The following is a 21808-nucleotide window of genomic DNA, read 5'->3' as shown; positions in this document are numbered from 1 at the left end:
TTTGCCGTTGCAGAAACGACAACAGGCCGTAGTGTGGGCACCCCGTGCCCACCGGGCGCCGCTCAGCGCAACAGGGCCAGCACCGCCCTCGGCTCGCCATTGGCCTGGCTCAGCATGGCGGATGCCGCCTGCTGCAGGATCTGGGCGCGCGTCAGCCGGACCGCGGCCCCGGCATAGTCGACGTCCTCGATGCGGCTCTTCGCCGCCTCCAGGTTCATCGACATCGTCTGGTTGTTGCTGGCCGCGGCGTCCATGCGGTTGCTGTAGGCGCCCACCTGCACGCGCTGCTCGTTGACGGACGCGAGGGCGTCGTCGATGTGCAGCAGCGCCACCGCCGGGTTGCGCATGTCCAGGTCCGCGAGGCCCAGCGCGCTGGCGTTCACGGCCGCGAACTCCATCTCGACCAGGTCGCCGGCGGACGCTCCGACCTGGATCTGCATCCGGTGCCTGCCCACACCCCCGCCGCCGATGTCCGGATACTCGACCTTGAAGTTGCGCAGCGGCCGGGCGGTCGTGCCGAAGCCGGATTCCGGCACGACGCCCCGCGCGTCGCGCGTCGGCCCGCCGTCCGCGTCGAGGCCGCCGATCGCGCCCGTGTCCGCATTCGCCAGGTTCATGCCCCCGATGAAGCCGGCGCCATTGGCGGCGAATTCCGTCATGAAGTCGCCGGTGCCCTGGTACTGCCCGCCCGTGACGGCCTTCAGCGCCGTGTCGAGGTCGGTGCCCTGGTGCCCGTTCAGGTAAGTCATCAGGCCCTTCATGCCGCCATCGACGCCCATCGATTTCAACCGCTCATGCAGGTAGCGCGAGGCGACGTAGCCGCCTTCATAGCTGAAGCCGCCGCCCGTGATCGTGTCGACGATGCCCTGCGCCGTCTGCCCGCCCGCCAGCGCACCGGCCAGGCGTTCGTCGGCGCCATGGATCAGCTCGGCCGTGCCCTCGATGAACCACTGGGGAAGATTCATGCCGGTCGAGTGCAGCATGATCGCGTGCACCATCTCGTGCGCAATGACGCGGTCGTCGTACATCGGTCCGGTGCCGCCGTCCGGCGTGCTGATGTCGCTGAAATCGGCCATGTCGATGTTCAGCGTGACGTCGTTGCCGAGCCCCGACGCGCCCGTGACGGACGCAAGCACGCCACTCTTGCCGTCCGTCGTGTCGAGGTTGATCTTCAGGGTCGAGCCATCGCCCTGCAGGCCGTAGTACTGCTGGACCATGTCTTCGGCGGCGCTCAGCCAGCCGGCCTTGAGGCTGTCGAGCACGGCACGCTTCTTCTTGTCCTCGCTACCGCTCTCGGACGCCGGCGAAAAGATCGCCTGGCCATTGAACGAGGCGCCATTGCCCACCTGGGTGATCTGGGACAGGATCTGGTCCGCTTCCGCCTGCAACGTGTTGCGGTCGCTGTCCGTGTACGAGCCGTTGCCGGACGCCACCGCCAATTCGCGCAGGCGCTGCAGGCTGTCGTTGATGTTCGACAGCGCGCTGTCCGCCACCTGCAGCATCGACGTCGCGTCGTTGATGCCGCGCGAGGCCTGGCGCATCCCGGTCAGCTGCGACCTCATGCGGCCCGTGATGGCCTGGCCGGCCGGATCGTCGGCGGCGCTCGCGATGCCGGTGCCCGAGCTCAGGCGCGCGACGAGGCGCGTCACCTCGTTCGTGTGCTCCGCCAGCTTGCGCTGGGCGTTCAGGGACAACGATTGATTATTGATCGAAAGTGACATAAGGCCGTGACCGGGAGCCGAATGTCATTAACGACAAGACGTTACAATTCTTGAGGGAAAATTTTGGTTCTAGGAAAAATCAGGCGGGATGAGGTCGATCCGGTCCGTGCACAACCCGTCCACGCCCCAGCCGAACAGTTCGCGCGCCCGCGCCGGCGCGTTGACCGTGTAGCAGAACAGGCCGAAGCCGGCGGCTTTCACGTGCGCGGCGCCGGCCGCCGTCAGCCGCGTATGGTCGGTGTGGATCGCGACGGCGTCCAGCGCCCGCGCACGGGCTTCCCAATCCCGCGGCAACGCCTCCGTCAGCCAGGCGCGCGGGACCTGGGGCGCGGCCTCCCGGGCCGCCGCCAGCGCGGTCTCGCTGAACGACGACAGCAGCGGCACCTGCGCCATCCTGCCTGCGGCGATCTCGGCGGCGAACAGCGCGGCCGCCAGGCGCGCGACCACGGTGCCGGTCGCCTCGTCATGGCCGGGCACGGGCTTGATCTCGATGTTCATCCACACGCCGTGGGCCTTGCAATACTGCGCGAATTCGACGAACAGCGGCACCGGTTCGCCCTCGTATTCCGGACCGAACCACGAGCCCGCATCGCGCGCGGCGAGGTCGAGCGCATCGATGTCCGCCACCGATCCCGTCCCGGCCACCGTGCGGCCCAGCCTGGGGTCGTGCAGCACGACGGGGACGCCGTCGCGCGCCAGCATGACGTCGAATTCGATGGCGCGAAAACCCGCGTCCATGCCGCGGCGCAGTCCGGCCACCGTGTTTTCCGGCGCCAGCGTGCCGCCGCCGCGGTGGGCCAGGATCCTGGGGTAAGGCCACATGGTATTCCTCCCGAACGGTAGTCAGGCCGGCGCCAGCGCGCGCGCCAGCCAGCAGAAACCGGCCAGGTTGAGGCCGACGGTCAGCCAGAACCCCTGCCGGAACGGACGTTTCACGGTCTTGTGCCGCAGCCATTGTTGCGCCAGCAAGCCGCCCGGCCAGCCGCCGGCCAGCCCCAGCAGCAGTAAGTGCCACTCGGGCGTACGCCGGTCGCCGCGCCGCGCGGCCGCCTTGTCGCGCGCATACAGTGCGAAACAGGCGGCGCTCGCGAGCGCGTACGCGACGCCCACCGCGGCCGGCAGGCCGAGGGCAAGTGCGGCGTAGCCATACAGGGCAAAAAAGAACAGCAGCGGCGTATAGATCATGGCGCCAGCTTACGCGCCGGCGGCGCGGGTGTCCACCGGGCAACCCCACCGTCAGGGCGTGGCCAGGAAGTCCGTGACGTCGCGCGTCAACCGGTCGGGCGCATCGAGGTACAGGAAGTGTCCGGCGCCCGCGTAGTCGACGACGCGCGCATGCGGCAACGCCTGGCCCAGCGCGCGCTGGGCCGGCAGGCCGATCGCATCGTCCGCGGCGCCGGCCAGCACGAGCACGGGCATCGTCATCCGTTCCGGATGGGCGTAGCGGTATTGCGTGAAGCCGCCGCCGAACAGCGCGTTGCCCAGTTCGCCCGTGCATAGTCTCTCTCGGGCAAGTTGTTTTATTTATGTACAGCAATGCGGATTATAGATGCCGCCCCTCCGTTAGCGAACGTACGGAGGAATGCTCCGCGAACGCCTACCCTTGCGCTTCGAGGTTTCAACGTGGAGAACATCATGAGCTTTGATTTGGGCAACCTGTTGCAGCAATACCTGGGCGGAGCCAACCCGAACGCCAACCCGGCGCAGGCCGAGAACGATTTCGACCACGTGGCGCAGAACGTGCCGCGCGCCACCGTCGCGCAGGGCGTGACGCAGGCGCTGCGCTCGGACCAGACACCGCCGTTTTCGCAGATGGTCGGCCAGCTGTTTGGCAACAGCAATCCCGACCAGCGTGCCGGCATGCTGAACCACCTGCTGGCCAATGTGGGACCGTCCGTGCTGGCGTCCGTCGCCGGCGGCTCGCTCGGCAACCTGCTCGGCGCCGACCAGGCCCGCGTGTCGCCGGAACAGGCGAACCAGGTCTCGCCGGAACAGGTGCAGGAACTGGCCGCCAAGGCCGAGCAGCAGAATCCCGGCATCGTCGAACGCATGGGCGACTTCTATGCCGAACACCCGACCCTGGTCAAGGCCATCGGCGGCGCCGCACTGGCGATCGCGCTTGGCCACATGGCCCAGGGCATGCAGCGCCACTGAGCGCATCCACCATCATCGAGAAGGAATCGACATGGGTATCCTGAGCAATATCTTCCACAAGATTTTCCCGTCCTCGCACCCGGCCGCGCAGAACAGCAGCCAGGCGGCCCCGGGCGCCCAGCAACGCGCGCCGCAGCCGACGCAGCCACCCGCGCAGCAACCGGCACAGCAGCCCGCGCAACCACCGCAGGCCGCGCCCGCGGCAAGCGCGCCGGCGGCGGCACCGATGCAGCAGGTCGACGTGGAAGCTGTCCTGAACAACATGCAGCAGCAATCCGGCCAACAGCTGAACTGGCGCACGTCGATCGTCGACCTGCTGAAGCTGCTGGGCCTCGATTCCAGCCTGCAGGCACGCAAGGAACTGGCCGCCGAGCTGAACTATTCCGGCGATACCAGCGACTCGGCCAGCATGAACATCTGGCTGCACCGCCAGGTCATGAACAAGCTGGCGGCAAACGGCGGCAAGGTGCCGGCCGACCTCAAGGACTAACCTCCTCCCACCCGCCGGCGGCGTCCATGCCGTCGGCGAATTTCATACCTCGAGTTGACGGTTTTCGGTCTGGCAGCGACGCCATGTCCCTCGCATAATCAACTCAACCATACATCCCCGATGACGCATCATCCGCTGCTTTCAGCGGCTTCAACGACGGCCGGCCGTTGAAGTCCGGCCTGCCCACGCCTGAACGGGACTGGCGCGACGAGCCCGGCCTGCACACGACAACGAGAAAAAGGATGGAGATCAAAAAAAGCGTACTGCTGACACTGGCAGCCTTGAGCGCACCCGCGTGGGCACAAACGTGCCAATCCAGTACCACCACCCCGTACGTCAACATCAATGGCACGACGTCATGGGCAATGACGTCGTCGCTCGCCCTGAACACCGGCTCGACCGTCGTCCTCGGGCCGCAACCGGCATCGGGCGGCACGTGGGCGTGGAGTGGTTGCGGCACATCGGGGGCGGCGCGCGAACAGACCATCAAGCTCGCCAATACCGGCACCAGCGCCACCACCTGCACGGCCACGGCCACGTACACGAACAGCTGCGGCGCCAAGTCGACCCAGCAGTACAACTTCACGGTGTGGCCGGCGCAGGCGGCCAATGCCGGCAAGTACATCATGGTCGACCAGTTCGGCTACCTGACCAACGCGCGCAAGGTGGCGGTGCTGCGCATGCCCCGCGCCGGCTACGACGCGAACAGCCCCCAGTTCTGGCCGCAACAGGTCAGCGTGGTGAACTCAGCCACGGGCGCGACCGTGTACACGTGGTGGCCCACGGAGTGGAACACGCGCGCCACCGATCCGTCGTCGGGCGACCAGGTCTGGCACTTCGACTTCAGCAACATCACGACGCCGGGCACGTATGAAATCGTCGATGCCGGCGGCCAGCGCTCGGCCCGCTTCGAGATCGGCGACAACGTCTACCGCAACGTGCTGGTCCAGGCCGTGCGCATGTTCTACTACCAGCGTCTAGGCCAGGCCCACACCGCGAACAATGCCGGCCTGAACTGGGCCGACGGCGCCAGCAACCTCGGCCCGGGCCAGGATTCGCAGGCACGGCGCTTCCTCGATTCCGGCAACGCCGCCACGGCGCGCGACCTGCGCGGCGGCTGGGCCGACGCGGGCGATTACAACAAGTACACGAGCTGGGCGGCCGGCTACGCGGGCGAACTGATGGACGCCTATGTCCAGAATCCGACCGTGTTCACCGACGATTTCAATCTCCCGGAATCGTGGAACGGCATCCCGGACATCCTCGACGAAGCGAAGTGGGGCCTGGACTGGCTGAAGCGCATGCAGAACAGCGACGGCTCCGTGCTGTCCGTCGTCGGCGTCGTGGGTGCGAGCCCGCCGTCCTCGTCCACCGGCCCCAGCTACTACGGCGACGCCAGCACGACGGCCACGCTGGCGGCGGCCGCCGCGTTCGCGGAAGGCGCCAAGGTGCTGGGCAGCCTGAACAACGCGTCGCTGAACACGTATGCGGCCGACCTGCTGACGCGTGCGAAAAACGCGTGGAACTGGGCGCAGGCCAACCCGAACGTCCTGTTCTACAACAACGATGCGAACCGCGGCACCCAGGGACTCGCCGTCGGCCAGCAGGAGACCGACGACAACGGACGCAAGTCGCTGAAGCTGATGGCTGCCGTCCGGCTGTTCGCCGCCACCGGCGATGCCACGTACAAGAGCTACGTCGACGCGAACTACACCGATGCGGCGATGTTCAAGAGCTGGAACCTGTCGGGCTTCAGCGCCGGCGACGCCCGCAACCTGCTGTACTACGCGTCGCTCCCGAACGCGACGTCCACCGTGGCCACCGCGATCCGTACGCAATTCCTCGACCTGTGGGGCCGCGCGGACTACGACGGCTGGGGCAAGGTCGATGCGCAGACGGACCCGTACCGCGCCTTCATCGGCTCGTACACGTGGGCCAGCAACGCGGTCAAGGCGAACGCCGGCTCGCTGTTCGCGGAAGAAAGCTATTACGGCATCAGCCGCCACACGGCCGAGCAGGATGCCAATGCTGCGGCCGACTACGTGCACTACCTGCATGGCGTGAACCCGCTGGGCAAAGTCTACCTGTCGAACATGGTCAGCTTCGGTGCGGAGAATTCCGTCAACCGTCTGTGGCATACGTGGTTCACCCAGGGCACGCCCTGGAACGACGCCAAGCAGTCGCCGTACGGCCCGGCACCGGGCTACCTGGCTGGCGGTCCGGCGGGCACGCAGTACAACTGGGACAGCAACTGCCCGAACGTGTCGGCGCAGTGCGGCTCGGCCCCGCCGTCGCCGCCGTATGGCCAACCGTCGCAGAAGACCTATCTCGACTTCAACGACGGCTGGCCGCTGAACTCGTGGTCGGTCAGCGAGCCGTCGAACGGCTACCAGACGGCGTACATCCGCCTGCTGGCCCGCTTCGTGAAGTAAGCTCCCCGCTCAGTCCGCAAGGCTGACGTTGGCCGGCGTGCCGCACGAAAAGCAGTAGCGCGTGAAAGCGTTCTTGCGCGTCGTGCACGCCGGGCAGCGGTCGAACAGGCCGATGCCGCAGTGCGGGCAATGGGCCAGGTGTTCGTCCTTGAAATTCGTCGCACGCTCGCACGACGGGCACACGCTCTTGGCGATGCGTTCCATCGCCACGTCGTAGCGCATCGTCGTGCGGCGCTCGGCATCGGGCATGGCCTCCGCGGCCCGCTGGCGTTCCAGCCACGCGTGCAGCCAGCGGATCGCGTAGCGGCCCACGACGACCGTCACCACGATGCCCACGCCGTAGCGCACGTAGCCGCCGTAGCTGGGCAAGTAAGGCACCAGCTCGACGAAGAACGCGAACAGCGCGAAGAAAATGAAACCCCACGTGAACGGCCAGTACGTGCCGTTGCGCTTGTATTTGAACAGCGCGCCCGCGACCAGCAGCAGCGGCAGGGTCACGCCGAGACGGATCAGGAAGACCTTGCGCGCGGCCCTGGCCGCGGCCTCGTTCGCGGCCTCGCGTGCCGGTTCCAGCAGTGCCTCGTAGGCCGCCGCGGCCTTCTGCTGGGCCTGTTTGGCGTCGAGTTCGACCTGCTCCTGGGCTTCGACCGCGGCGAGCGCGGCGCGTTCCGCTGCCACGAGTTTATCGAGTTCCCGGTTGCGCGCGATCAGTTCCGTGTCCTGGTCGGGGCGCGCCGTCACGTGGCGCGTCGCGATCCAGTTGTCGAAGGCGTCGCGTGCGCTTGTCGTGTTGGCCTGCGCCACGCGGTGTTTCTGCTGCGCCTGCTCCAGCGCCGCGTCCGCCGCTTCGCGCGTCTGCTGCGCCTGCTCGACCGCGGCCCGCAGCGGGCCCGCCTGCGCGGGATCGAGAAATTGTTCGGCTGGGGGCACGGGCTCCAGGTACATCACGTTGTCGACGACCTGGTTGCCGAGCCCGATCAGGAACCCGGCGAAGACGAACGCGACGAGCCACAGCGCCCGGCGCATCCATTGTTCGGTCCAACGCAATCCTTTGCTCATGGTGCGGCTCCTTCATCGGTGGCGAAAGCCGCAGCTTGCCATCGATACACAAACCGGACCACAAGAAAGCGCAAGGCGATCACCTTGCGCTACCTCAAAGCGCGTTTTCCGCTACCCGCTGCGGTTTAGAAATACGACAACCCGAGGGCCTTGCGCACCTCGTCCGTCGTACGCGCCGCCACTTCGCGCGCCTTCATCGTGCCTTCCTTGAGGATTTGCATGACCTGGCCCTTGTCCTTGGCCAGTTCCTCGCGGCGGGCGCGGATCGGCGCCAGCATGTCCTGCAGGATGCCTTCCAGGCGCTTCTTGACGACGGAATCGCCCAGGCCGCCGCGCACGTAATGCGCCTTCATCTCGGCCAGGCCTTCCTTGTCCGTGTCGAACGCGTCCAGGTACAGGAACGCGACGTTGCCTTCCAGGTGGCCCGGGTCGGATACCTTCAGGTGCAGCGGGTCCGTGTAGACCATCTTGACGGCGGCGCGGATCTCGTCGGCGGACGCGCCCAGGTTGATCGTATTGCCCAGCGACTTGCTCATCTTGGCCTTGCCGTCGATGCCCGGCAGGCGGCCGACTTCCGGCACGATCGCCTTGCACTCGACGAGGATGTCGCGGCCGGCGTTGCGGTTGAACTTGCGCACGATCTCGTTGCACTGCTCGATCATCGGGATCTGGTCCTCGCCGACCGGCACGATGGTCGCCTTGAAGGCGCTGATGTCGGCGGCCTGGCTGGCCGGGTAGGTGAGGAAGCCGGCCGGGATGTCGCGCTCGAAGCCGCGCAGGATGATTTCCTGCTTGACGGTCGGGTTGCGCTCGAGGCGCGCGACGGTCACGAGGTTCAGGTAATAAAAGGTCAGCTCGGCCAGCTCCGGGATCTGCGACTGGATCAGGATGGTCGATTTGGCGGGGTCGATCCCTACGGCAAGGTAATCGAGCGCCACCTCGATCACGTTCCGGTGTACCTTACCGATATCATCCATATTGTCCGTGAGCGCCTGGGCGTCCGCGAGCATGATGAACTGGCGATATTGGTCCTGGTAAGTGACGCGATTGCGCAGGCTGCCGACGAAGTGGCCGAGGTGCAGCGGCCCGGTGGGACGGTCGCCGGTGAGGATGATGGGCGTGGTAGCGGTAGGGGTTTGCAGACTCATCGAGTTTTCCTTGGGAGTTTAACCGCCCTGCCTCGATCCTGCTGCGCCAACAAAAACGCCACCTTGGAATCGAGGCGGCGTTTCGGAATACCTATCCAATTCACTGGCCGCGCGCAATCAGCGGCGCCACCAGGTGAGAACAGGATGTGGATACGAAAAATTCATGGATGGCATGGTTGCAGGTTGACGCGTCGCTGTCAACCGCCACCACTCGAAAGCCAAAACGCTTCCCCGACTTTTTTGCCAGTTCGGGGCCATGCCGTATTTTTTGTTGCAATAAAATTAACAATATTGGTGATTTATGGATTCCACGAAGAGCACGAACAGCCACGCCCGCCCTCTCGAACTGTGGGGCGGCCTCGAATGCACCGTCAACCGCGTCCGCGACGACTACTTCCACCAGCTCGACCGTAACGGCCACGCCTCCCGGGCCGACGACATCGCCCGTTTCGCTTCCCTCGGCATCCGCGCCATCCGCTACCCCGTGCTGTGGGAACGCACGGCGCCCGACGGCGTCCACGCCGCCGACTGGTCCTGGCCCGACGAGCGCCTGAACGCGCTCCGCGCCCACGGCGTCACGCCGATCGCGGGCCTGATCCACCACGGCAGCGGCCCGCGCCACACGAGCCTCGTCGACCCCGCGTTCGCGGAACAGCTGGCGGAATACGCCGGCGCCGTGGCCGCGCGCTATCCCTGGATCGAGTACTACACCCCCGTCAACGAACCGTGCACGACGGCCCGCTTCGCCGGGCTGTACGGCGTGTGGTACCCGCACGGCCGCGACGACCGCACGTTCGTGCAGGCCCTGCTGAACCAGTGCCGCGCCGTGGTGCTGGCCATGCGCGCGATCCGCGCCGTGAATCCAAACGCGAAACTGGTGCAGACGGACGATCTCGGCAAGACCTACAGCACGCCCGAGATGGCCAAAGTCGCCGAGTTCTACAACGAGCGCCGCTGGCTCGCGTGGGACCTGCTGTGCGGCATGGTCGGTCCCGAGCACGCGCTGTGGTCGTATCTGACGAAGACCGGTATTCCGGCCGAGGAATTCCTGTGGTTCCGCGACAACCCGTGCCCGCCGGACGTCATCGGCGTCAATTACTACGTCACGAGCGAGCGCTGGCTCGACCACCGTCCGGACCGTTATCCGGCGCACCACCGCGGCGTGGCCGACGGCATCCCGTGCGCCGACATCGAGGCCTCGCGCGCGCTCGCGACGCCCACGGCCGGCATCGCCCCGCTGCTGCACGAGATCTGGGACCGGTACCACATCCCGCTCGCCGTCACCGAGGCCCACATCGACGCCAACCGCGAAGACCAGTTGCGCTGGCTGCTGGAGATCTGGGAAGCGGGCAAGGAAGTGCGCGCGAACGGCGTCGACCTGCGCGCCGTCACCGTCTGGTCGCTGCTGGGCTCGTTCGACTGGAACAGCCTCGTCACGTGCAACAACGGTTATTACGAACCGGGCCCGTTCGACGTGCGCGCGCCGGAACCGCGTCCGACGGCCGTCGCGCGCATGATGCGGGAACTATCGGCCGACGCACCGCTGTCGCACCCGGTGCTGCGCGGCCAGGGCTGGTGGCGCCGGCCGGGCCGCTGGCTGTGCACGCCCGTCGCGACGCCCGATGCGCTGACGTCGATTACCGCCGACGGCCACACGCTCGTCGGCAAGGACGCGGCACCGATCCTGATCACGGGCGCGTCCGGCACGCTGGGCCGCGCGTTCGCCCGCATCTGCCGCAAGCGCAACCTCGCGTACCGGCTGCTGTCGCGCCAGGACATGGACATCACGGACCCGGCCTCCGTCGAACGCGCGCTGGACAAGTACCGGCCCTGGGCCGTCGTCAACACGGCGGGCTACGTGCGCGTGGACGATGCCGAGCGCGACGCCGAGCGCTGCTTCCGCGAGAACGCGATCGGCCCCGCGATCCTGGCCGCCGCGTGCGCCCGCCACGGCGTGCACCTGACGACGTTCTCCAGCGACCTCGTGTTCGACGGCGCGCTCGACCGGCCGTACGTGGAAAGCGATGCGGTCGCGCCGCTGAACGTCTACGGCCGCAGCAAGGCCGAGGCCGAGCTGCGCGTGCAGGACAAGCACCCGGGCGCCCTCGTCGTGCGCACGAGCGCCTTCTTCGGCCCGTGGGACAAGTACAACTTCGTCACCCTCGCGCTGCAGACGCTGGAGCGGGGCGAACCGTTCCGCGCCGCGCGCGACATGGCCGTGTCGCCAACGTACGTGCCCGACCTCGTGCACGCCTGCCTGGACCTCGCGATCGACGGCGAGTCCGGCGTCTGGCACCTGGCCAACGTCGGCACGCTGACGTGGGCCGAGCTGGCCGAACAGGCGGCGGCGCGCGCGGGCGTTGACTCCAGCCGGCTGGAAGCCGTAGCGGCCGAGTCGTACGGCTTCGCGGCGCCGCGGCCGCGCTACACGGGGCTGCACAGCGAGCGCGGGATCCTGCTGCCGTCGCTGGACCATGCGCTGGGACGCTATCTCGAGCTGCGCAACGAGATCGACCAGGAGATGGAGGAAGTGATCCTGATGGCGGAGAGCAGGCAGGCCTGAAGGCTGCGCATCGTGGGCACGGGGTGCCCACGCGTTAAAATTGCCGGGATGATCATCCGTTAAAGGCCAGACCCCGTGCAAGAGCAACACGCCTTCCCCTTCCTGCGCGAAATCCTGTTGTTCCTCGCCCTTGCCGGCATCCTGATCCCGCTGCTGCAGCGCCTGCGCATCAACCAGGTGCTGGGCTTCCTCGCCGTCGGCGCCCTCCTCGGCCCGTTCGGGCTCGGGCGCATGGCGCAGGATTTCGCGCCGCTCGGCCTGTTCACGTTCCCCAACAACGACAACGTCGCCATGCTGGCCGAGCTGGGCGTGTTGTTCCTCATGTTCATGATCGGCCTGGAGCTCTCGGCCGCGCGCCTGTGGGCCATGCGGCGCTGGGTGTTCGGCACCGGCAGCGCGCAGGTGGTGCTGTGCGCCGCATTGATCGGCGGTGCGGCGTATCTTCTGCTCGGCCAGCGGCTCGGCGCGGCGCTCGTGCTGGGCCTCGTGCTGTCGCTGTCGTCGACGGCCGTCGTGATGCAGTTGCTGGCCGAGAGCCAGCGCACGGCGAGCCCAGTCGGCCAGGCCGCGTTCGCCGTGCTGATGCTGCAGGATCTCGCCGTCGTGCCGATCCTGATCCTGATCGGGGCGCTCGGCAAGAACGAAGGCGGCGGCGCGAACGTCGCGTTGATCGCCCTGCTCGCGATGGCCAAGGCGGCCGTCGCCATCGCCCTCATCTACCTCGTCGGCGGCAAGGTCGTGCACCCGCTGTTCCGCGCGTTTGCCCGCCATCGCCAGCCGGACGTGTTCATGGCCCTGATCCTGCTGTCGACCTTCGGCATCGCCGCGCTGTCGCACCTGGCCGGACTGTCGATGGCGCTCGGTGCGCTGATTGCCGGACTCCTTCTCGCGGAAACGGAATTCAAGCACGAGGTCGAGCTGATGGTCGAGCCGTTCAAGGGCCTGCTCATGGGGCTGTTCTTCATGACGGTCGGCATGGGCATGGACGCGCTGCAGATCCTGCACGCGCCGCTGTGGCTCGCGTGCGCCGTGCTGGGCCTCGTCCTGCTCAAGGGCGTCGTCGTCGCGCCGCTGCTGCGGCTCGGCGGCCTGCCGTGGGGCCGCGCGATCGAAGGCGGCCTGCTGCTGGGCCAAGGCGGCGAATTCGCGTTCATCGTGATCGGCTACGCGACCGCGTCGAAGCTGCTGGACGGCGCCCTCGGCGCGCGCGTGATGCTGGCCGTCGGCCTGTCGCTGTTCATTACGCCGCTGCTGGCGCGCATCGGCCATGCGATCGGCGAGCGCTCGGCGGCGGAATCCCAGGGCGCCGCGGCTCACCTCGCCGACAACGAGCTCGATGCGGCACGGGGCCGCGTGATCATCGCCGGTTTCGGACGCGTCGGCCAGCAGCTGGCCAAGCTGCTCGCGGCCCAGGAGATTCCCTACGTCGCGTTCGAGAACGACGCGAAGCTCGTCTCGCAGCTGCACGCGAACGGCGTGCCCGTTTATTTCGGCAACGCGGCGCGGCCGGAACTGCTGCGCCGCGTGCATGCGGACGAGGCGCCGGCAATCGTGCTGACGATGGATCACCCAGCCTCCGCGCTGCAGGCCGTGCGCGGCATCCGGCGCGAATTCCCGCACGTGCAGTTGTACGCGCGCTCGCGCGACGAAAAACACGCACGCGCCCTCAAGCGGGCCGGTGCCAACGTCGTCGTGCCGGAGACGCTCGAAGCGAGCCTGCAGTTGTCGGCCTTCGTGCTCGAAGGGATGGGGCTGGACGAGCGCATGGTCGACGACATCGTCGACCGCGAACGCGACGCATTCGCCGCCGCGCTGGACGACGCCCGCTCGCGGGAGCGCGACGAGCGCGACGTATAATCCGCGCCGAGAACAACTCATCGAATCGGAGACCAGATGGCATTCATTCCGAACGGACCGCACAACGGTCCGGACAATCGCCTGCAGGGCGCGCTGGGCCACATCCGCGTGCTCGACCTGTCGCGCGTGCTGGCCGGGCCGTGGTGCTCGCAGAACCTCGCCGACCTTGGCGCCGACATCATCAAGATCGAGCGCCCCGGCGCCGGCGACGACACGCGCGCCTGGGGCCCGCCGTACGCGCCGGACGCCGATGGCCGGCCCACCACCGAAGCCGCCTACTACCTGTCGGCCAACCGCGGCAAGCGCTCGCTCACGGTCGACATCGCGAGCGAACCGGGCCAGGCGCTGCTGCGCGAACTGGTGCGCCATTGCGACGTCGTCATCGAGAACTTCAAGGTCGGCCACCTCAAGCGCTACGGCCTCGATTACGACACGCTGAAGGCCATCAGGCCGGACCTCGTGTACTGCTCGATCACGGGCTTCGGCCAGGACGGGCCGTACGCGCACCGCGCCGGCTACGACTTCCTGATCCAGGGCATGGGCGGGCTGATGTCGGTAACGGGCGAGCGCGATGACCTGCCGGGGGGCGGCCCGCAGAAAGTGGGCGTCGCGCTGACCGACCTGATGACGGGCATGTACGCGACCGTCGCCGTGCTCGCCGCGCTGACCCACCGCGACCGCACCGGCGAAGGCCAGCACATCGACATGGCGCTGCTGGACACGCAGGTCGCGATGCTGGCGAACGTCGGCAGCAATTACCTGAACAGCGGCAAGCGGCCGACACGCTGGGGCAATGCGCACGCGAACATCGTGCCGTACCAGACGTTCGCGTGCAGCGACGGCCACATCATCGTCGCCGCCGGCAACGACGGCCAGTACCAGAAGTTCGTGGAAGCGGGCGGCCGCCCGGAACTGGCGCGCGACCCGCGCTTCGCCACCAATCCCGCACGCGTACAGAACCGCGACGTGCTCGTGCCGCTGCTGGCGGACATGGTACGCGCGCGGCCGCGCGCGGCGTGGATCGCGCTGCTGGAAGCCGTGGGCGTGCCGTGCGGTCCGATCAACGACCTGGACGAGGTGTTCGCCAACGAGCAGGTGCGCGCGCGCGGCATGGAGATCGCCCTGCCGCATCCGACCGCCGGGCAGGTGAAACTGGTGCGCAGCCCGATGCGCATGTCGGCCACGCCGGCCACGAGCGACAAGGCACCGCCGCTGCTGGGCGAGCACACGGAGGAAGTCTTGCGCGACGTGCTGGGCAAGACCGACGCGGAGATCGCCGCCCTGCGCGAGGGCGGCGTCGTGTGAGGCCTGTCAGTGCAGCTTGTGCTTCAGGTCCGACAGTTCGGCATGCACGCGGGTCACCGCGGCTTCGACGTGGGCGGGCATCGTCGGCAGCGAGCGGCTGATGCGCTTGGCTTCGTCGCCCATGTCTTCCAGGCTGTCCACGCATTGCTGGATGCGCTGCTGGTCGTTCGACTGCATCACGCTCTGCGCCTGCCTGGCTTCGCGCGACAGTTTTTCGATGCAGTCGCGGATCTCGTTGGGCGCATCCTGCTGGCAGGCCTGCTGGGCTTCTTGAATGGTTTGCTGAATATGAGTGAATCGCTGCTGGATTTCGTTTGCTTGCAACATGACGTACTCCTTGCATTGATGGCTCGATACCGCATCCGCACGGGATGCGGGGCTGGAGCGTCATGGTAGTCCTGATGGGAATCGGGGGGCGCACGAACCGTATTGACGAGCTTGGCGCCGGGAGCTTGATTTACCGGATTTGACGACTCGGGCATCGCGTGGGCACGGGGTGCCCACCCTACGGCTGCGGTGATATGTAGGGTGGGCTCCCCGAGCCCACGCTACGGTTACGGATACTCGGCGTCGATCTCGGAGCCCGCATAATTCTCGAGCTCCACGAACAGCTCCTTCAGCGGCACCTTGCCCGCGATGTTCTGCAGGAGGATGCTGTTGCGATAGCTCTGGATGCGGTCGGCGATGATGGCCTGGTGCGCGGCCGGGATCTGTTCCAGCAGCGCCGCCCAGCCCGCGTCGAAGTCCGGCTTCGCCTTGCGGACCGTCTGCACGAAGCGCTCGAATTCCTTCTGCCCCGTGCGCGCGACGATGCGTCCGCCGCCTTCGACGCCGAAGATGATCGCGAGCGCGATCACGCCTTCCGCGTTCAGGTCCGGATCCTTGACGGGGCCTTCCCAATGGTGCCGGCGCAGCCATTGCGCGGCGCGCACGACGGCCTGCACGTCCCGGCGCTGCTTCAGCTGTCCCTGGTAGCGCTCGTAGCCGGACCACGTCTCGCCCGGGTCGGCCGTGCAAATGTCGACGAACAACTCCTTCAGGCGCCGCGCCGAGTACACGGGGTCGTTGTCGAATTCCCCGATCAAGGTGTCCTCCGGCAGCGCCGCCAGGTCGCGGATCAGGCGGAACCCCTGCTGGAACACGAATTCCGCGCCCTCGTCGAGCAGCACGTCGAGCGCGTCCAGGTCGCCCTGGGCGTCGTCCGATTCAACCAGGTGCTCCAGGCCCAGCGACACGCAGCCGATGCTCAAGAGCTGCGCGCGCTGGATGCCTTCGGCCGTGCGGTCGTTGGTGAACTTCTCGGCCACCATCGCCGTGATGCCGGCCAGCTCGTCGGCGAGGCCGGCCGCCTCCTCGGCATTGGCGTTCCCCGGGATCTGCCGGATCGCCCGGATCAGGCGGGGCAGTTTTTCGATGACGATAGCCGGCAGCATCGATGCGCTCGCCCCCGTCACGAGAAGATGTCCGTGCCCATGCTGCGGCGGCCGCTGCGGCGCTGCAGGCTGCGGACGGACGGCACCTGCTTGCGCAGGCGGTACAGCAGTTCGCGCGTGCCGCGCTGCTGGAATTCCGTCTCCTCGTCCGGATCGTCCGGCAACTCGACGTCCGCGAGGTCGGCCGTGTTGCGGTATTCCGGGAACAGTTCCAGCAGCGAGCGCTGCCAGCCGTCCTCGCTGGCCTTGGCCAGGTCGACGGCGAGCGGCACGATGTCGCTGTCGGACGTGGTGTGCACGTTGATGTGCGGGCCGCGGTTGTTGATCTCGCCGGCCACTTCGAGGATCTCGCGCGGCGCCAGCGACCACACGATGGCGAACGCCGTCGCGCCGTAGTCGGTGGCCGACGCTTCCGTCAGCAGATCGTGGCGGCGCCCGTCGTCATCGGTCGCGTAGACGATGCCGTGGATGTGGTTGAACAGGTTTTCCGCGATGCGCTCGGGGTCGTCCTCGATCATGTCGTCCGGCCACGTGGCGGCGAGGTAGGCGAGGCTTTCGGCCCAAGCCTTCGGCGGCACCAGCAGGGTCGCCACCGACGTCTTGGCACCGTCGAAGCCGGCCAGGTGCAGCGCCGTCACCTGCGGGGGCAGCGTGGACAGCACTTCGGCCACGGCGTAGTCGCCATGCTCGTCGGCGGCCTGCGACAGCGCCTCCTCGGCGTGGTGCAGCGAACCGGCCAGCACGAGTTCGCCGACCTGCTTGCTCAGCGCGGGCAGGTTGGATTTGTTGTCGTCGCTCATTCGCGCTCACCTCCATCCTGGTCGAACAGCTGGGAGAAATCGTCGCCCACGGAGGTTTCGTCGAGTTCCTCGTCGTCGCCTTCGTCGTCTTTCGCAAGCTGGTCGAGCGACTGGTCGTCGTCTTCCCAGCGGGCCTGGTTCTTGTACAGGAACGCCGTCACGATGGCCTGGCGCGCCAGTTCCGGATGGTTGTCGCAGATGGCGGCATACATCGCGCGGCCTTCGTCGTCGCCGTCGCAGTTGGCCATCGCGAACACCTTGGCCGGGTCGCCGCCCTCGTAGTCGTAGGCTTCGCGGATCAGGCCTTTCGGGTCCGTGAAGCGGATGCGGTCGACGAGCGCGAACGCCATCATGTTGACGTCGTCGAGGCCATCGCCGTTGGCGTATTCGGACACGAGGGCCTGCACCATCATGTCGTAGTTCTTGCGGTTGGGCGGGTCACCCAGGGTACCTTCGATCTGGCCTTCCAGCTCGCGCGACTGGAAAGCGAACTCCGGATGTACTTTTTTCATGATTGACTCGTATTCTGTTGGAACGTGTTCAGGCAGGGAGCTCAGTTGACCAAATTGACGCCGTTCAGGGCGAACACCGAGCGCCACAATTCGAAGGCTTCGGCCTCCGCGTCGAGCACGATGCGGTGGTTCACGCTCTGGTCGTATTCCGCCCGCTTGATCGGGTCGGACAGCACCTCGTACGCCTTCGTGACGGCCTTGAAGCGCGCTTCCGCGCCCGGCGCCTGGTTGCGGTCCGGGTGGTAGCGCATGGCGAGCGAACGGTAGACCTTCTTGATGTCGTCGTCGCTGGCATTCGGCGCGACGCCGAGGATCGCGTATAAATTTTCCACTTGGAACTCTCCGGCTGTGGCCGAAAAAACATTAAACCGAGATTATCCTATAGAAAGCGCCAACTTGACAGGCGCAGTATGCGGACTGCCCCGCGCGTGGACCGTGCGCTTGGCCACATAGCGGACCGCATGCCGCCTTCTACGGTAAAATGCCGGGAATCATACCCATTCAAGATAGGCTTCATGAGTAACGACAAGAACGCTGCGGCGGCCACCCCGTCGCCGAATTTTGTCCGCGCGATCGTCGAATCCGACCTCGCCGCGGGCACCCACACGCGTGCCGGCATGCCGTCCGTGATCACGCGCTTCCCGCCGGAGCCGAACGGCTACCTGCACGTGGGCCACGCCAAATCCATCTGCCTGAACTTCGGGCTGGCACGCGACTACCAGGGCCGCTGCCACCTCCGGTTCGACGATACGAATCCGGAAAAGGAAGACCAGGAATACGTCGACACGATCATGGACAGCGTCAAGTGGCTGGGCTTCACGTGGGAGCAAGGCGGAGACTCCCACCTGCACTACGCCAGCGACTACTTCGACCAGCTGTACGCGATGGCCGAATACCTGATCCAGAATGGCAAGGCTTACGTCGACAGCCAGAGCGCCGAAGACATGTCGCGCAACCGCGGCAACTTCGGCACGCCGGGTACGAACTCGCCATTCCGCGACCGTCCGGTCGAGGAATCGCTGCAGATCTTCCGTGACATGAAGGCCGGCAAGTACAAGGACGGCGAACACGTGCTGCGCGCCAAGATGAGCGAGGACGCGATGGCCTCGCCCATCATGACGAACCGCGACCCGGCGCTGTACCGCATCCGCCATGCGCATCACCACCGCACGGGCGACAAGTGGTGCATCTACCCGATGTACGACTTCACGCACCCGCTCTCGGACGCGCTGGAAAACATCACGCATTCGCTGTGCACGCTGGAATTCCAGGACCACCGCCCGTTCTACGACTGGCTCGTCGAGACGCTGGCGGCCGGCGGCTTCTTCGAACGTCCGGTGCCGCGCCAGTACGAATTCGCGCGCCTGAACCTGACCTACGTCGTCACGTCGAAGCGCAAGCTGCGCCAGCTCGTGCTTGACGGTGTGGTGTCCGGCTGGGACGACCCGCGCATGCCCACGATCGTCGGCCTGCGCCGCCGCGGCTACACGCCCGAATCCATCCAGCTGTTCTGCGAGCGCATCGGCGTCTCCAAGGCCGACGGCTGGATCGACATGAGCACGCTGGAAGGCGCCCTGCGCGACGACCTCGACCCGAAGGCGCCGCGCGCCGTGGCCGTGCTGCGTCCGCTGAAACTCATCGTCGACAACTTCCCCGAAGGCGAAACGGTGGAGTGCAGCGCACCCGTCCACCCGCACCATCCGGAATGGGGCACCCGTTCGTTCCCGTTCGCGCGCGAGCTGTGGATCGAGCAGGAAGACTTCATGGAAGTGCCGACGAAGGGGTACCACCGCTTCTACCCGCCCATCGACGACAAGCCGGGCTCGCGCGTGCGCCTGAAGTACGGCTTCGTGACCGAGTGCACCGGCTTCGACAAGGACGAGAACGGCAACGTCGTCGCCGTGCACGTGAACTATTTCCCGGACTCGAAATCGGGCACGCCGGGCGCGGACAACTACAAGGTCAAGGGCAATATCACGTGGGTCAGCGCGCAGCACGCGCTGGAAGCGGAAGTGCGCCTGTACGACCGCCTGTTCCTCGACCCGCAACCGGACGGCGGCGGCAAGGATTTCATGAGCGTGCTCAATCCGAACGCGCTGGAAACCGTCACCGCGTACCTGGAGCCGGGCCTGGCCGGGGCCGAGGCCGACCAGCGCTTCCAGTTCGAGCGCCACGGCTATTTCGTCGCCGACCGCGTCGACTCGGTGCCGGGCAAACCCGTGTTCAACCGCGTGACGACGCTCAAGGACAGCTGGGGCAAGTAAAACTCATTTGATCTAGCGCAAAAGCCCGGTTCGGCGACGAATCGGGCTTTTTCTTTTCTCCACTGGGAGCCCAGCGTCGTGCTGGCTCGGCAACTCCCCGATCTGCTAGGTTCATCACGCACCCAAGCCGCGTAAGTTGAATTAAACCAACAATTTCGTGCCGTCGCGGTGCCACATGTCGATCACGCTGAGAGACGCATTTTCCGTTACGCGGTTCTCGTTCTGGACCGGTGTCATGCTGTCGACGCTGGTCGGCGGCGTGCTGTACGTGGTCACGACACGCTCCATCGAGAGCGACGTGCAGGAACGCTTCTCCCGCCACGCGAAATATGCGCAGGCCGTCATCAACATGCGCATCAAGTCGTACACGGACCTGCTGCACGGCGCGGCCAGCCTGCTGCAGAGCGGCGATACGATCAGCCACCGCCAGTTCCACGACTACGTGCAGGGGCTGCACCTGGCCAGGAATTACCCGGCCGTCGACACCCTCAACTTCGCTACCTGGGTGCGCGAAGACGAGCGTCCGCAATTCGAGGCGGACTTCGCGCGCGAACTGCAGGCCTTCCTCGGCCCGGGCGCGCGCCCGGTCGTCACGCCATCCGGCCGCCGTTCCGCGTACCTCGTCGTCACCTACATCGAGCCGGACGCCACGAATACGCAGCTGTACGGCCTCGACCTGATGAGCAATCCGTATTTCCGCACGCAGCTCGCGCAGTCGCGCGACGACGGCAGGTTGCGCGCGTCCGGCCGGCCGATCGCGGCGGTGTCGGCGCCCAACGACAACCACCTCGGCATGCGCCTGCCGGTGTACCGGCACGGCCCCCTGCTGGCCGGCGCGGAACAACGGCGCGCGGCCTATCTCGGCTCGCTCGGGATCGCGTTCAGCCTGCCCAAGCTGCTGCACGGGGTGATGGACGAGATGCCGATTCCCGGCGTGCGCATGACGCTGTTCGACGTCGGCCCGCGCGAGGTGATCGGGCACGATACGACGACCTGGCCCAAGGTGCTGTTCGACAGCCATGGCACGGCCGCCAATCCCACGCCGCCGCTCGACGGCGGCGATGACGTGTTCACGGCCACGCTGCCGCTCGATTTCAACGGGCGTCCATGGCAAACCACGTACAGCGTGCCGAAAGCCCGCCTGCGCACGCATTTCGACGTCTATTATCCGAAGCTGATGATGGCGTTCGGCTTCATCGGCTCCGTCCTGCTGTACGCCCTGCTGCACATCCTGACCTCGTCGCGCCGCGCCGCCCTCGAACTGGCGCAGGAGATGACGAGCGAGCTGCGCGAGAGCCAGACCAGGCTGCAGCTGTCGCACCAGAAGCTCAGGCGCCTGGCCGACCACGCGTACCAGATCAAGGAACTGGAGCGCAAGCGCATCGCGCGCGAGATCCACGACGACCTCGGCCAGAGCCTGCTCGCGCTGCGCATCGAAGCCGAACTGCTGGCCGGACGCACGCAGGGCACGCACAACCACCTGAACACACGCGCCCGTTCCACGCTGCAACAGATCGACACGACGATCAAGAGCGTGCGCCAGATCATCAACGACCTGCGTCCGACCGTGCTCGACCTGGGGCTGTCGGCGGCCGTCGAATGGCAGGTGAACCAGTTCCAGAAGCGCACGGGCATCCAGTGCGAGATCCGCGACGACCACGGCGAGATCGCCCTGCCCGACCATTGCGCGACAGCCTTCTTCCGCATCCTGCAGGAATCGCTCACGAACATCGTCCGCCATGCCAACGCGACCCATGTGAAGGTGGAGCTGCGCCTGAACGGCGGCTGGCTGTCGCTGACGGTACGCGACAACGGCTGCGGCCTGCCGCCGGGCGGGCGCAACAAGTATGAGTCGTTCGGCCTGGTGGGCATCGAGGAGCGCATCGTGATCCTCGGCGGCACCTGCGCCGTCTTCAGCGAACCGGGCGGCGGCACGACCGTGATCGTGTCGGCGCCCGTCATCGGCGGGTCGGAACCTGCCGCTCCCCTGCAGCAGGAACACGGCCCGGGTTCGGCCGTCGTCTAAACACTTCCTTCGCAACGACCAGCGCCGCCCAACCGGGCGACGCC

Annotated in this window: 19 protein-coding genes; 8 read left to right on the top strand and 11 right to left on the bottom strand. The window is 66.9% G+C overall.

Features of this window, described 5'->3' with window-relative positions:
- Nucleotides 1-62: 62 nt before the first annotated feature.
- The 4 genes from ACEN98_RS23000 to ACEN98_RS22985 form a co-directional block, all read right to left on the bottom strand.
- The gene (locus ACEN98_RS23000; protein WP_413387264.1) at nt 63-1721 is read right to left on the bottom strand and encodes a flagellinolysin; all 1659 of its coding nucleotides are present in this window, start codon (nt 1719-1721) and stop codon (nt 63-65) included.
- 69 nt (nt 1722-1790) lie between these two features.
- Nucleotides 1791-2543, bottom strand: a complete 753-nt coding sequence (gene ugpQ / locus ACEN98_RS22995) for a glycerophosphodiester phosphodiesterase (RefSeq protein WP_413387263.1) — start codon at nt 2541-2543, stop codon at nt 1791-1793.
- A 21-nt stretch (nt 2544-2564) separates the two neighbouring features.
- Nucleotides 2565-2906 carry a DUF1294 domain-containing protein gene (locus ACEN98_RS22990; RefSeq protein ID WP_413387262.1) on the bottom strand — a complete coding sequence of 114 codons (342 nt, stop codon included), beginning with the start codon at nt 2904-2906 and terminating at the stop codon, nt 2565-2567.
- A 51-nt stretch (nt 2907-2957) separates the two neighbouring features.
- Nucleotides 2958-3146, bottom strand: coding sequence for an alpha/beta fold hydrolase (locus ACEN98_RS22985; protein ID WP_413387261.1), 189 nt, complete (start codon nt 3144-3146; stop codon nt 2958-2960).
- A gap of 210 nt (nt 3147-3356) precedes the next feature.
- Here ACEN98_RS22985 and ACEN98_RS22980 point away from each other — a divergent pair, with 210 nt between their 5' ends.
- The 3 genes from ACEN98_RS22980 (at nt 3357) to ACEN98_RS22970 (ending at nt 6797) form a co-directional block, all read left to right on the top strand.
- Nucleotides 3357-3875 (top strand): hypothetical protein, encoded by a 519-nt coding sequence (locus tag ACEN98_RS22980; RefSeq protein ID WP_413387260.1) that lies wholly within the window; start codon nt 3357-3359, stop codon nt 3873-3875.
- A gap of 31 nt (nt 3876-3906) precedes the next feature.
- Nucleotides 3907-4365, top strand: a complete 459-nt coding sequence (locus ACEN98_RS22975; RefSeq protein WP_413387259.1) for a DUF3597 domain-containing protein — start codon at nt 3907-3909, stop codon at nt 4363-4365.
- A 242-nt stretch (nt 4366-4607) separates the two neighbouring features.
- A complete protein-coding gene (locus tag ACEN98_RS22970; RefSeq protein WP_413387258.1) occupies nt 4608-6797 on the top strand; it encodes a glycoside hydrolase family 9 protein in 2190 nt (729 codons plus the stop codon).
- A gap of 9 nt (nt 6798-6806) precedes the next feature.
- On the opposite strand, the gene ACEN98_RS22965 is transcribed toward ACEN98_RS22970, so the two are convergent.
- Nucleotides 6807-7856 (bottom strand): serine endopeptidase, encoded by a 1050-nt coding sequence (locus tag ACEN98_RS22965; protein WP_413387257.1) that lies wholly within the window; start codon nt 7854-7856, stop codon nt 6807-6809.
- A gap of 125 nt (nt 7857-7981) precedes the next feature.
- Complete coding sequence (gene trpS, locus ACEN98_RS22960; protein ID WP_036238519.1) at nt 7982-9004, bottom strand: tryptophan--tRNA ligase; 1023 nt, start codon at nt 9002-9004, stop codon at nt 7982-7984.
- 301 nt (nt 9005-9305) lie between these two features.
- On the opposite strand from trpS, the gene ACEN98_RS22955 reads away from it, so the two are divergent.
- The 3 genes from ACEN98_RS22955 to ACEN98_RS22945 all read left to right on the top strand — a co-directional run bounded on the left by ACEN98_RS22955 (nt 9306) and on the right by ACEN98_RS22945 (nt 14729).
- Complete coding sequence (locus ACEN98_RS22955; protein ID WP_413387256.1) at nt 9306-11567, top strand: family 1 glycosylhydrolase; 2262 nt, start codon at nt 9306-9308, stop codon at nt 11565-11567.
- 75 nt (nt 11568-11642) lie between these two features.
- A complete protein-coding gene (locus ACEN98_RS22950; protein WP_413387255.1) occupies nt 11643-13424 on the top strand; it encodes a cation:proton antiporter in 1782 nt (593 codons plus the stop codon).
- Between the two features lie 36 nt (nt 13425-13460).
- Complete coding sequence (locus ACEN98_RS22945; RefSeq protein ID WP_413387253.1) at nt 13461-14729, top strand: CaiB/BaiF CoA transferase family protein; 1269 nt, start codon at nt 13461-13463, stop codon at nt 14727-14729.
- A gap of 6 nt (nt 14730-14735) precedes the next feature.
- Here the strand turns inward: ACEN98_RS22945 and ACEN98_RS22940 are convergent, their stop codons facing one another.
- From ACEN98_RS22940 to ACEN98_RS22920, 5 genes are all read right to left on the bottom strand, one after another.
- Complete coding sequence (locus tag ACEN98_RS22940; RefSeq protein WP_413387252.1) at nt 14736-15056, bottom strand: hypothetical protein; 321 nt, start codon at nt 15054-15056, stop codon at nt 14736-14738.
- A 227-nt stretch (nt 15057-15283) separates the two neighbouring features.
- Nucleotides 15284-16162 carry a hypothetical protein gene (locus ACEN98_RS22935; RefSeq protein ID WP_413389071.1) on the bottom strand — a complete coding sequence of 293 codons (879 nt, stop codon included), beginning with the start codon at nt 16160-16162 and terminating at the stop codon, nt 15284-15286.
- A gap of 17 nt (nt 16163-16179) precedes the next feature.
- Nucleotides 16180-16962: a hypothetical protein gene (locus ACEN98_RS22930; RefSeq protein WP_413387251.1), complete on the bottom strand. Its 783-nt coding sequence runs from the start codon at nt 16960-16962 to the stop codon at nt 16180-16182.
- Entirely contained in the window at nt 16959-17474 is a 516-nt protein-coding gene (locus ACEN98_RS22925; protein ID WP_413338422.1) for a hypothetical protein, read from the bottom strand. Before ACEN98_RS22925 ends, ACEN98_RS22930 begins: the two co-directional genes overlap by 4 nt.
- Before the next feature lie 41 nt (nt 17475-17515).
- Complete coding sequence (locus ACEN98_RS22920) at nt 17516-17806, bottom strand: DnaJ domain-containing protein (RefSeq protein WP_413387250.1); 291 nt, start codon at nt 17804-17806, stop codon at nt 17516-17518.
- A gap of 183 nt (nt 17807-17989) precedes the next feature.
- Here ACEN98_RS22920 and ACEN98_RS22915 point away from each other — a divergent pair, with 183 nt between their 5' ends.
- A complete protein-coding gene (locus ACEN98_RS22915; RefSeq protein ID WP_413387249.1) occupies nt 17990-19738 on the top strand; it encodes a glutamine--tRNA ligase/YqeY domain fusion protein in 1749 nt (582 codons plus the stop codon).
- A gap of 235 nt (nt 19739-19973) precedes the next feature.
- A complete protein-coding gene (locus ACEN98_RS22910) occupies nt 19974-21764 on the top strand; it encodes a CHASE domain-containing protein (RefSeq protein ID WP_413387248.1) in 1791 nt (596 codons plus the stop codon).
- Nucleotides 21765-21808 lie beyond the last annotated feature (44 nt).

This window comes from Massilia sp. CT11-137, from assembly GCF_047302885.1.
Taxonomy (GTDB): Bacteria; Pseudomonadota; Gammaproteobacteria; order Burkholderiales; family Burkholderiaceae_D; genus Telluria; species Telluria orientalis.
This window is presented reverse-complemented; position numbering and strand designations above follow the sequence as displayed.